This window comes from uncultured Intestinibacter sp. (genome assembly GCF_902468165.1).
Classification (GTDB): Bacteria; Bacillota; Clostridia; order Peptostreptococcales; family Peptostreptococcaceae; genus Intestinibacter.
Genome location: NZ_CABQXJ010000084.1, coordinates 1 through 12,862 on the forward strand (window position 1 = coordinate 1; position 12,862 = coordinate 12,862).

The 12,862-nt window shown below is 28.8% G+C and carries 11 protein-coding genes, 1 riboswitch and 1 other annotated feature; all 11 genes read right to left on the minus strand.

What is annotated here, in order from left to right; all coding sequences use genetic code 11:
* Positions 1 to 9: 9 nt before the first annotated feature.
* Positions 10 to 1,008 carry an isocitrate dehydrogenase (NAD(+)) gene (locus RDX53_RS12325; RefSeq protein WP_307994256.1) on the minus strand — a complete coding sequence of 333 codons (999 nt, stop codon included), beginning with the start codon at positions 1,006 to 1,008 and terminating at the stop codon, positions 10 to 12.
* Between the two features lie 21 nt (positions 1,009 to 1,029).
* Complete coding sequence (nifV, locus tag RDX53_RS12330) at positions 1,030 to 2,193, minus strand: homocitrate synthase (protein ID WP_307994257.1); 1,164 nt, start codon at positions 2,191 to 2,193, stop codon at positions 1,030 to 1,032.
* Between the two features lie 408 nt (positions 2,194 to 2,601).
* Positions 2,602 to 3,627: an ornithine carbamoyltransferase gene (argF, locus tag RDX53_RS12335; RefSeq protein WP_195931137.1), complete on the minus strand. Its 1,026-nt coding sequence runs from the start codon at positions 3,625 to 3,627 to the stop codon at positions 2,602 to 2,604.
* A 148-nt stretch (positions 3,628 to 3,775) separates the two neighbouring features.
* Positions 3,776 to 3,985: a binding site (T-box leader), on the minus strand.
* Positions 3,986 to 4,237: 252 nt separating this feature from the next.
* Entirely contained in the window at positions 4,238 to 5,113 is an 876-nt protein-coding gene (locus RDX53_RS12340) for a MurR/RpiR family transcriptional regulator (protein WP_195931138.1), read from the minus strand.
* Positions 5,114 to 5,209: 96 nt separating this feature from the next.
* The gene (locus RDX53_RS12345) at positions 5,210 to 5,782 is read right to left on the minus strand and encodes a class I SAM-dependent methyltransferase (RefSeq protein ID WP_307994258.1); all 573 of its coding nucleotides are present in this window, start codon (positions 5,780 to 5,782) and stop codon (positions 5,210 to 5,212) included.
* Between the two features lie 14 nt (positions 5,783 to 5,796).
* On the minus strand, positions 5,797 to 6,510 hold the full coding sequence (locus tag RDX53_RS12350) for a pseudouridine synthase (protein ID WP_195931140.1): 714 nt from the start codon (positions 6,508 to 6,510) through the stop codon (positions 5,797 to 5,799).
* 157 nt (positions 6,511 to 6,667) lie between these two features.
* A complete protein-coding gene (locus tag RDX53_RS12355) occupies positions 6,668 to 7,237 on the minus strand; it encodes a hypothetical protein (protein WP_195931141.1) in 570 nt (189 codons plus the stop codon).
* Between the two features lie 128 nt (positions 7,238 to 7,365).
* Positions 7,366 to 8,664 (minus strand): diaminopimelate decarboxylase, encoded by a 1,299-nt coding sequence (gene lysA, locus RDX53_RS12360; protein ID WP_195931142.1) that lies wholly within the window; start codon positions 8,662 to 8,664, stop codon positions 7,366 to 7,368.
* 56 nt (positions 8,665 to 8,720) lie between these two features.
* Positions 8,721 to 9,914, minus strand: a complete 1,194-nt coding sequence (locus tag RDX53_RS12365; RefSeq protein WP_195931143.1) for an aspartate kinase — start codon at positions 9,912 to 9,914, stop codon at positions 8,721 to 8,723.
* Between the two features lie 74 nt (positions 9,915 to 9,988).
* A riboswitch (Lysine riboswitch) is annotated at positions 9,989 to 10,157 on the minus strand.
* Positions 10,158 to 10,266: 109 nt separating this feature from the next.
* Positions 10,267 to 10,878 (minus strand): hypothetical protein, encoded by a 612-nt coding sequence (locus RDX53_RS12370; RefSeq protein WP_195931144.1) that lies wholly within the window; start codon positions 10,876 to 10,878, stop codon positions 10,267 to 10,269.
* A 179-nt stretch (positions 10,879 to 11,057) separates the two neighbouring features.
* Positions 11,058 to 12,755, minus strand: a complete 1,698-nt coding sequence (locus tag RDX53_RS12375; protein ID WP_295733683.1) for a hypothetical protein — start codon at positions 12,753 to 12,755, stop codon at positions 11,058 to 11,060.
* Positions 12,756 to 12,862 lie beyond the last annotated feature (107 nt).

Below are 12,862 nucleotides of genomic sequence, written 5' to 3' on the forward strand. Positions count from 1 at the left end.
TATTTTAAATTATTTTATATATTTTAATATTTCATTTGTAAATTCGTCAGTTGTTGCACTTCCACCTAAGTCACATGTTAAATTTTCGCCTTTTTCAAAGACTTTTACTAGTGCATCTTCTATTTTTTGAGCTGCTTGTTGCTCTCCTATATATCTAAGCATCATAACTGATGATTGAATTATTGCAGTTGGATTAGCTATATTTTTTCCCGCAATATCTGGAGCACTACCGTGAACTGCTTCAAATACTGCGTAATCTTTACCTATATTTGCTCCTGGTATCATTCCAAGGCCACCTACAAGACCTGAACATAAATCAGATATTATATCCCCGTATAAATTCGGCATAACCATTACATCGTATTTTTGAGGATTTATAACTAAGTTCATACAAGCTGCATCGACTATCAAATCATCACTTATTATATCTGGGTATTTTGATGCTATTTCTTTAAATGTATTTAGAAATAAACCATCGCTTAGCTTCATTATATTTGCCTTGTGGACGCCAGTTACTTTTTTTCTGTTGTTTTCTTTTGCATAATTAAATGCAAAGGAACAAATTCTCTCACAAGCCGGCTTAGTTATTATTTTTATTGTTTCTGCTCCATAGTCTCCAATTTTATGTTCTATTCCCGAATATAACCCCTCTGTATTTTCTCTAACTATTACTAAATCTATGTCTTCATATCTAGATTTAATTCCTCTAAAGCTCTTTACAGGTCTTAAATTTACATATAGATCTAGAGTCTGTCTAAGTGTTACATTAACGCTTTTAAATCCTTTTCCTACTGGAGTAGTTACAGGCCCCTTTATAGCTATTTTATTTCTTTTTATTGAGTCGATTACATGTTGTGGAAGAGGAGTTTTATATTTATCTATAACACCTGCTCCTGCGTCTACTCTTTCCCAATTTATATCTACACCAGTAGCCTTCACAACTTTAACCATTGCATCTGCGACTTCTGGACCTATTCCATCTCCTGGTATTAATGTTACATTACTCATTTTCTATCCCCCCTGTAAGTTTTAATTTTTATATATTTTATAATTATTTTTTATATCATGATATATTTGAACTAATTCTTTATCAAATAGTTCTCTTTTTAGACCTACAGATACTTTACGAACTTCTTCTAATATTTGATTTGCTTCTTCATTTGTAAGTTCTATAGAGTATTCTTTAAATTTATTTACTATTGCAGCTTTTCCTGAGTGTTTTCCTATTACTATTTGTCTTTGAAGACCTACTTCAGCTGGGTCAAAGGCTTCATAATTTTTAGGATCTTTTAAAGCACCATCAGCATGTATTCCTGATTCATGTCTAAACATATTAGTACCTACTATTGCCTTCCATGGTGGTAGACGTCTACCTGATGCTTGTGATACATATTTGCATAGTTCAACAAATTTAGTTGTATCTACATCATTTTCATATCCATATACAAATTTAAGTGCCATCAATACTTCTTCAAGAGCCGCATTACCAGCTCTTTCGCCTAAGCCATTAACTGTGCAACCTATATAATTTGCTCCACCTATAACTCCTGCTATTGCATTTGCAGTAGCCATACCAAAATCATTATGAGTGTGCATCTCTATATCAAAATTAGTTGCCTTATATATCTTCTCTATTTTATCTCTAGTTGAAAAAGGCTCCATAACTCCTACTGTGTCACAAAATCTAAATCTATCTGCTCCTGCTTGTTTTGCAACATTTATAAATTCGATTAAAAAGTCTGTATCTGCTCTTGATGCATCTTCACCATTTACTGAAATATATAATCCATTTTTGTGGGCGAAAGTAACTGCGTTAAACATATTTTCTAAAACCCATTGTCTAGATTTTTTTAATTTATGTTGAATATGAATATCTGATACTGATAAAGAAATTGCAACTGCATCGACTCCACAATCTATAGATTGCTCTATATCAGAGACAACTGCTCTGTTCCACGCCATTATACTGGCTTTTAAATTTCTTTTACAAATTGCTTTTATTGTGGCTTTTTCGTCACCGCCCATAGTGGGTATACCGACTTCTAATTGGTCTATACCTATATCACTTAGTGCTTGGGCTATTGCTATTTTTTCGTGGTTGGCAAAGGCAACACCTGCTGTTTGTTCCCCATCTCTTAAAGTTGTATCAACTATTTTTATTTCTTTATTTCTTATATTATCTTTAACACACATATTTTCATCCCCCTAAACATATTCTATATTTAAATATTAAATGTGTATACATGATGTATTAACCTCTTAAAATGAATTATTTTTTTTAAAAATTTCATTTATTTTACAAAGTGCAATATATTTTAAATACTAAAGTATAGTTATAAATGTCTATATATCTTATTATATAACCATTCATTATAATTTTAGTCTTTTTTAAAACTTATTAATTATGAAAGTTTTTTTATCAAAATTGCAATTTTCACTATATAAATTTTATTATATTTTATTTTTTCTATATTTTTTTAGTAATGAATAAAACTTTTTAAACTTAATATAAATACAAATTAATAGAGTTTTTCTTTAAAAATATGTATTATTTAAAAAGGCTTATATCAATATAATTATTAATATAAGCCCTTTGATTTATTATTTATGGTTAACAGAAATATCTACATCTGCTAATGTAGCAACCATTATTGCTTTTATTGTGTGCATTCTATTTTCAGCCTCATCAAATACTTTTGAATACTTAGATCTAAAAACTTCATCTGTAACTTCTAATTCAGCCAAATTATATTTTTCATATATTTCTCTTGCCACTACTGTTTCTAAATCGTGAAATGATGGAAGACAGTGTAAAAATATAACATTTTCATTTTTAGTTTTATTTATCATATCCATATTTACTTGGTAGTCTTTTAATAAGTTTATTCTTTGTTCGTATTGTTCTTCTTCTCCCATAGAAACCCAAACATCAGTATATATAACATCTGCACCTTCTACATCATCTATATCTTCTGTTAGATGAATACTTCCCTTAGTTACTTTTGCTACTTCTTGCATTTCGTTTACTAATTCGTCATTTGGCCACAATTCTTTTGGTGCAAGTGATACAAATTTCATACCCATTTTTACGCATCCTATCATAAGCGAATTGCCCATGTTGTTTCTCGCATCTCCAATATATACAAATTTTATCTTGTCAAAAGGTTTATCTACATGTTCTGAAACTGTCAACAAATCTGCTAAGATTTGAGTTGGGTGGTATTCATCAGTAAGACCATTCCAAACAGGTACTCCTGAATATTTAGATAAACATTCTACTGTTTCTTGTTTATATCCTCTAAATTCTATACCGTCAAAAAATCTTCCCAATACTTTTGCTGTATCTTCCATCGACTCTTTTTTGCCCATATGACAATCTTTTGGACCTAAATAAGTCACATTAGCTCCCTCATCATGTGCAGCTACTTCAAACGAACATCTAGTTCTTGTAGATGCTTTTTCAAATATTAAAGCTATGTTTTTACCTTCTAATAAATTATCTTTTATTCCTATTTTCTTTTTAGTTTTTAGATAACTTGCAAGTGATAAAAAATATTTTATTTCTTCTTTTGAAAAATCTTTTAGTGTTAAGAAACTTTTCCCCTTTAATTCTATTTTTTGCGCCATACTATTCTCTCCTTTTATTTATATTATTTATTAGTAAAAAAGCCCCTCAGTTTTAAAAACTAAGAGGCGATTATTCGCTGTACCACTCTTATTGATAAATTATAGTTATAATTAGATTCATATATGCAAAAAATCTCTTAGTTAAAAACTAAGAGACGAAATTTTCCGCGGTACCACTCTATTTAATAAAATAATTTATCCACTCTGACCTTTAAGGCAGGTATACCGACTATCATACTAAAATTTCAGATAATCTTCTCAAAAGCTCTATTCACAATAAACTAAGCTATCGGGCTTCCACCATCCCCAACTCTCTATAAATAAATTTAAAGCTACTCTTCTTTTTCATTGAATTTTAAATATTAAAAATCTTCTTATTAATAAAATAGTAGTTAATTTAGTATGTAATGTCAATTATTATTTTTAAAAATTCACTTTGTTTATGGCGCCAACGACTTCGTCCGTTGCTTAAAATTCACTTCGTTCATGCGCCAACGAATCAAAGATTCCGTTGCTTAAAATTCACTCTAATTTTATTAGAATTAAAAAATGTCGTAACTTGATATTTGTATATCAAATTACGACATTTAATTATCTTAGATTATTATTTTTATTCATATACTACATATTGTTCCCAAATTTGCTCTAAATCGTGGAAATACTTTTTAATATCGTCTGTTTCTTTCATGGCAACTGATATTATAAGTGCATTAGCAACACTCATAGGTGCTACTAATGAATCTACAAATGATGCCATATTGCTTTTTGCAAGTAGTATATTATCTGATAGTGATGCAATAGGAGCAAAAGCACTATCTGTTATAGATACTATGTATGCACCTTTACTTTTAGCGTATTTTGCAACTTGATGCGATTGTTTTGAATATCTAGGGAAACTAAATACTATAAGGATATCATCTTCGTTCATTCTCACTATTTGTTGATAAGGATCTCCCATATCTATTCTTATTAATTGTACATTATCTAGTATTACATTTAAATAAAATGCTAGATATTGTGCTACTGTAAATGAGCTTCTCATTCCTAATATATAAATTTTTCTAGATTTTAATATTTTATTAGATGCCTCTTCAAATGCCTTTTCATCTATGTCTTCTGATGTAGCTTTTATATTATCTATATCACTTTTTAAAACTTTATTAAGAATTGTTGAATCATCTGAATAGTCTTCATTTGCCATTTCGACTCTTTGAACAGTCGTTAATTTGTTTTTTATTAGTTCTTGTAGCCCTTCTTGTAATTTAGGATATCCAGCATAACCTAGTGCATTTGCAAATCTAACTACTGTAGATTCACTAACACCTACAGTATCACCTAGTTTGCTAGCTGTCATAAAAGCAACTTTATCGTAGTTATTTATTATATATTGTGCTATTAATTTTTGACCTTTACTAAGCCTTGGATATTGTGCTTGTATTATGTTTATTAATTGTTTATTGTCATTTTGTAACTTTTTCTCATCCATATATTTCCCTCTTTCCTATTCAATAGCTACAAACTTTTTAATTTATTATATCACTATTCTTTCTTTATTTATCTGTATTCTTTAATTTATATATATTTATCCTTTTTTCTCTATTAATAAAAGTTCTGGTGGATTATTTATTTGGTTTATAAATTTAGTGCATAATACATTGAAGTAATTTTGATCTAGAGTTTGTGTAAATTCATAAACTGCATTTTTTTCTTCCATTCCACCTTCGTGTCCGCTATAGATTGCAATACTCATAACTCCATTTGGCTTAAGTAAGTCTAGACCTTTTTTTATAGCTTCTAATGTCGTATCTGATTTTGTTATTATTTGATGTTTAGCCCTTGGAAGATAACCTAAATTAAATACTATACAAGATACTTCTTCTTGTACATATTTGTCCATATTTTGGTGTCCATCTAATATAAGTTCTACATTTTCAAGTTCTTCTCTATCTACTTTTTTTGATGTAGATTTTATAGCTTCTTCTTGTACATCAAAAGCATATACTTTTCCTTTTGGTCCTACTTTTTTTGCAAGATAAACAGTATCGTATCCATTACCCATAGTAGCATCAATTACTACATCATCTTCATTTATTATATTTTCTAAGTAAATCTTATTTACTTCTGTTACTTTATTTATATATTTAGCTCTTAACATATACTACCTCTTCTTTAAATACTTTTTAAATATTTAACTTCATCTTCTGTTAAATATCTGTATTTACCTATTTCACATTCACCTATTCTTATTTTACCCATTGCAGTTCTTTTAAGTCTAAGTACAGGATGGTTTATAGCTTTACACATCTTTCTAACTTGACGATTTTTACCTTCATGTATTTTTATTTCTAAAAGAGATACATTTGTTTTTTCGTCGTATCTTATAACTTTTAGTTTTGCCGGTGCTGTAACATAGTCTTCTATTTTTAGACCGCTTTTAAACATTTTTATTTCATCAGGAGTTAACTTACCTTTAACTCTCGCTACATAAGTTTTGTCTACTTCGTGTTTTGGGTGAGTAAGTTTATAAGTTAAATCACCGTCATTAGTTAAAAGTAATAATCCACTAGTTTCATAATCTAGTCTTCCTATTGGATAAACTCTTTCTTTTATGTCTGTAACTAAATCTAATACACTTTCTCTATCGAATTGGTCTTTTACAGTAGTTATATATCCTTCTGGTTTATTTAAAAGTATATATACAAGTTTATTTTCTTCTTTTATAATTTTATCATCTACTTTTACTACATCATTTTCTTCATCTACTTGATAAGAAAGTTCTTTAACTATATTATCATTTACTTTTACTTTGCCTGCTAATATTAATTCTTCGGCTTTTCTTCTCGATGCAACTCCGCAAAGTGCAATATATTTATTGATTCTCATTTTTTCTCCTTTAATCTATTTAAACTTTGTTCATCTTCAGTTCATATCATATTTAGCAAACTTATTGTAATATAAGTTTGATTAATTAACAAGATGAAATGAAAAAAAAGTTGCTATATTAAGCAACTTTTCCTTCATTTGTTTGATTTATAAGTTTTTAAAATTTAAATATTTCACCTAATTTATTTTTTATACTATCAATTATATTTGTATCATCAGACTCTTCTTGTTTGTTTTCATCTTGATTTTTATTAGGTTTTTCATTTTTTTGTTGATTTTGTTGCCAAATGTAAAATTCTTCTTCTGATTTTTCTACACCTTTTTTGGCAGCTTCTTTTGCATTTTCTTTTCTTATATTAGATGCCTCTTCAAATTCACTTTGTGACTTTTCTAGTTCGTTTTTTAAACTAGCTGACTCGACTTTTATCTTTTGTGAACCATTATTTAAATTTACTATTGATTCTAAAGATTCAATCCCCTTATTGTAAAGCCCTTTTTCTTTGTAGTATTCAGCTTCAGGCATCTTTATAGCTTGCATATACATAGCCCTTGCAGTTTCGTTTTTAGAATCCTGCTCAAGAGCTTCAGATAAATACTTTTGAGCCTTTACATATTCGTGACTTTCAAGTGCAGTTTGTCCATTTTTAAGCGCTGATGATTTTTTATTTTCACATCCTACAGAAAAAATCATCAGTACAATTAATATAATTAAATATTTTTTATTCATAGTTATACCTCCGCAAACGCCAGAAAACTTATTTAAACTTTCTAAATGTATAGATTAATTATATAACTACAAAATATAAAATATCAAACGTCATAATTGTAACTTGTGTTATCATAATTGTAACTATTTTATACTTCTAATGCCAATAAATCTTCGTAACTTTGTCTTTTGCATGATAATTCATCTTGACCATGTTTTACAAATACAACAGGATTTTTCGGTATTTTATTATAATTTGAGGCCATAGAATATCCATAAGCCCCAGTATTTGTAGTTATAAGAATATCTCCACTTTCTATATCGCCTATTTCTGTATCTGATATTAATATATCTCCACTTTCACAACATTTTCCAGCTATAGTTACTTTATGATTATTACCAATTTTATTTATTTTATTCACTACAGCACATTCATATCCTGCTTGATATAAAGACGGTCTTATATTGTCAGTCATTCCCCCGTCTACACTTACATAAGTTCTGACATTTTTTATTTCTTTTATTGAGCCTATTGTATATATTGTACTTCCGGCATTTGCTACAAGAGATCTACCTGGTTCTATTATAAGTTTTGGTCTTTTTATATTTAATTCTTCACAAACCTCATCAGCTTTATTTATTATAGCCTCACAAAACTCAGTTATCGTCTTAGGTTTATCGTCTTTTGTATAATAAACACCTATTCCACCGCCCAAATCGACTTCTGTAAGGTTTATATCAATGTTATTTTCGTTTACTTCTTTTACTAATTTAAGCATTATCTCAACTTCATCTAAGAACGGTTTTATTTCAAAGATTTGTGAACCTATATGAGCGTGTATTCCCACTAGCTCTATATTTTTGTATTCTTTTACCTTCTCTATTGCTTTATAAAAATCTCCATTTATAAGTGCAAAACCGAATTTAGAATCGATTTGTCCTGTTCTTATATATTTATGAGTGTGAGCATCGATTCCCGGAGTTACTCTAAAATAAATCTTTTGTGTTTTGTCGTTTTCTAAGCAGAACTTTTCGATTAAATCAAGTTCATAGAAATTATCGACTACAAATCTTCCAACGCCTAATTCTATCCCTAATTTTACTTCATCTATTGTTTTATTATTTCCATGAAATAATATATTTTCCATAGGCATACCGGCTTTATATGCAGTGTATAATTCTCCACCAGATACTACATCTAAATAAAGACCTTCTTCTTTTATAAGCTTGCACATATATTTAGTTAAAAATGCCTTCCCTGCATAAGCGACACTATTTCCGTTTTCTTTTACTTTAAAAGATTTAGTGTATTCTCTACAATTATTTCTTATTAATTCTTCATCAAATACATAAAGTGGAGTTTGATATTTTTTCACAAGATCAAGTGTACTTACTCCACCGATATAAAGTACATTATCTTTTATTTCCATAGTTCCTTGAAGTCTCATGTTTATCCTCCCAAATAGACTTTTTTTATATAAAATTAACTAATATTTTTTATTATTTATACATTAAACTCTTTTGCTATTTCGCTTATAGCGATATCTGTATATTCAGAGCTTATAGCACAAGTTATTCTTATTTCTGATGTTGTTATTAATTTTACTTTTATTCCGTTTTTTCTTAATATACTGAATACTTTAGATGCAACACCGCTAGTATGCTTCATCCCTAATCCAACTAAAGATAATTTTGTTATATTTTCATCTATTATAACTTCATCTTGTGGTGCATAAGTTGATACTATTTCTTTTGCAATAGCTAAATCTTCTTTTGGTATTGTAAATGAAACAGTTATTTTTGAATTCATTGGAGCAGTTTGACTTATCATATCCATACTTATATTTTTGTTTGCTATATTTTCAAATAAATCTACTACTTTTTCTTCATCTATATCTAGAGTTATTGCAACATCATCATCACTTGTTGCAAGACCTGTTATTACTTTATCTTCTAATTTCATGTTTTTTATCCCCCTTATATATGTTCCTTTTATATCACTACATGATAAACCTACGTATAATTCTATTTGATATTTTTGAGCAAGCTCTATACTTCTTGAGTGCATAACTTGTGCACCTAAGCTAGCAAGCTCTAACATCTCTTCATATTCAATTTCTTCTAATTTTTTAGCTTCTTTAAATTTTCTTGGGTCAGTAAAATAAATTCCATCTACATCTGTATATATCTCACATTTGCCGTTTAATTTTACAGCAAGCGCAACTGCAGATGTATCAGATCCACCTCTCCCTAATGTAGTTATGTCTCCTCTTTCATCTAATCCCTGAAATCCTGTAACTATTACTATTTTATCTTCTTCTAAAGACTCTTTTATCTTACTTACATTTATATCATCAATTAAAGATTTTCCATGAGTTCCACTTGTGTGAATTTCTAATTGATAAGCATTGTAACTTACTGCATCACATCCCATAGATTTTAAACTCATAGCTAAAAGAGATGCAGATATCATCTCTCCAGTAGACATAAGAACGTCTAACTCTCTTTTATCTGGATTTTTAGTTATATCCTTTGCAAGGCTTATATAATCGTCTGTAGTATCTCCCATTGCTGAAACTACGACTACTATTTTAGAATCTGTTTTTTTTCTTTCTATTAATCTCTTTGCAATATTTGTTATTTTTTCAGTTGTTGCAACTGAACTCCCACCGTATTTTTGTACTATTATATCACCCATTATTTAATCCCCCTTAATCTTTTTGGGTATGAAAAACGCCCAAAGGAATACTTTGGACGTTTAAGAAACAAAGTAAACCTTGTAGCTCATCACAGATATGTGACAGACTCATACATATTATGCATAAATCCAGCAGCAGACTTCGCCAAGTCTACAACTTCGGCTCTAAAATCCTTTCTTTATAAATCGTAACTTGCCAGCTCCTTATAAATACTGTTATTTTAAAGCGCCTCTACCCTAGGCTTAAAAATTAAATTAATAATATAATTTAATCATATTATTTAATATTTTGCAACCATTATTTTGGCAATTTTTAGTATTTATTGCGCAATTAAACGGATTTTTCTATATATTATAAATATTTAAACAAAGAATGTAAAGCAATATCAATAAAAAAAACATTCTTAGGCTTATCTTCTAGAAAATTATATTCATCTGCATTATTTGTAACAACTATTATATTGGGTACCATAAAAAACGGTATAGTTGTTTTCGATAAGTCAAATTTCAAACTACTGTATTTTGAAAAATCAATTTTGTCATTCAGAGGTATATCAAATAAAACCTGTTTTCGTCTGTAAAAATTATCTATATATTCAATATATAGATGATAATTATGCTCTCCAATATTTATATTCCTATAAAATCTTACTATTTCAAACTTAGCTAGTTTTAATTTTACTGCTATATCAGATCCTATTAATGTCTTTACTAAATCCTCTCCTTCATAGTATTCGCAGCTTCCATTAATATAATATAAATAAGAATTTTCCCTATACCCTCTATAGTTGATATTGCATGGAAATTTAACTAAAATATAATCATTGCACATTCTTCGAAGCGTTTTTCTAAGTGTTTTCTTTTTAGAATCTCTTTTATAGTTGTATAGTTTATTAAATTGATTTTCAGTTAAACATCTTAGCCTACTAATTATAAAGAGTATTTCCTTTTCAAGTACATTCATACAAACCTCTCCATAAGATGATATATTGTTGTTTAATATATTATATTAATATTGGAAAAAAACTCTACTATTTTAAAAGACCTAACTATATTATATTTATTAAACTTAAAAAATATGTGTTGTATATAAAAAAAGTGTACTTACAAATAAGTACACTTTTTATTGGTTTTATAAATTAATTAATTTTTAGTAGAACTATTTTCTTTATTATCTTTACTTTCTTGTGTAGAGTTATCTTCTTTATCTTTATTGGATGATTTATCTAAGATACTGTTATTTATGAATTTTGTTATGTTTATTGTAGTTGCATCTGTCTTTGTATAAGTTATAGTTACATTATCACCTATATTTGTAATAGGAAGTTCATTAGATATTTTTGAAGTTCCTTTAAATATAAATTTATTGTTGTCTTTTAAAGTAAAGTAGTAAGTAGTTGAGCCACTTTGGACATCTGCATTAATTCTCTCTATAGTATCTGTAAGTTCTATATTATCTACATCAGTTTCAAATTTTAAATCATCACCCTCAGCTTCTAATGCGTCTTTATAAGCAGCTAGTGCTTCTTTTTTATTATCTCCAACACCTAATACACTGTAGTCTTCTACTGATATAAACGCTACACTCTTGACAAGTCCTGCTTTGTCTTTTAGTGCGCATACATATGTAGGTGTTCCGTATATGTTGTACATAACAGGGAAAGTAGCATCGTAATTTTTTTCTTGTACTTTACCTTCTGCCGATGTCATGGCTGCTGTTTCTGTTGCACCTGTCTGCATATAAAGTTTGGCTTCTTTTGTTCTAGAGTCGACTAACATAAATCCTACTGTAGATTCATCTCCTCCTGAAGAAGTTATTCCTGTATACCAATATGACTTGCCGTCATCGCCATATACTAAAGATGCTCCCTCTGTAGGAACTAATACTCCTTCTTCAGAAAATACTGAGTTTATAAATCCTTTTACATATAATCCCCAATCTTTTATTTGGTTTATTACTAGAGATTCTGGTTGTATTCTATCTACCCATTTTGGAGTGTTTTCTATATCATATACGTTTAAGTCACCTGTCTGTGCATCTAATATAGCTACTCCTACTGCGTCAGAACCCGAAAATCCTACTTTGTGGTCATATAATGTTACAACCCAATAAGGTCTACCATTGTCATCTACTTCTAGTGTAAATTCTGTCATACCGTAGTTTACAATACCTTTTACGTATAGATATCTGTGTAGGTCTTGTAAGAAGTAAGCTTCTGGTTGATATTTTATTTTTATAGGTTTTCCGTCTAGTGATTGAACTAATCTGACATCTTGTGGATCTGTAGCAGAAACCATTACATATCCATCAGTACCGTCTAAGTTAGTAATCCATTTTATTATATCTCTATGTACTAGAGGTGCTATCCAATAAAGTTCTCCATTTACACTTTGAATGTGGAAAGTACCAAGTTGTGAAACACTACCTATTGCTGGTATTTCACCAATTTTCTTTTCGCCAAGTTTCATAGCCATATCTTCATCTACTATACGTATATCGTTTACATTTACAGGACTTACATCTTCTGTAAATTCACTTTCAGATACTTCACCTATTAAGTTTCTATATGCATTTGCATGTAAGATAGGTGTAGTTATGAAAAATGGAACGATTACAACTAAAGCTAGTAAAATTAAGGCTATTATAAAGTTGTTTTTTGCAAGTTTTGAAGTATTAGAACTTCTATCAAACATCATGTCAATTATGCCGGCTAATACAAAGAATAATATTAATGTTGTAAAGCCTGATGTAAAATCAAGTCGAAGTACTGGTAACTTGATAAACGCATATATTAAAACTATGATAAATGCAATTCCATAAGATTTTAAATATTTTTTCATTCTTCCTCCTCGTAAATATTTTTACTTTTTTTTAATTTATGATATACTAGACAGGCAATATATCAGAATAACTTTATTAATATTAGACAATTATATAATATAATTAT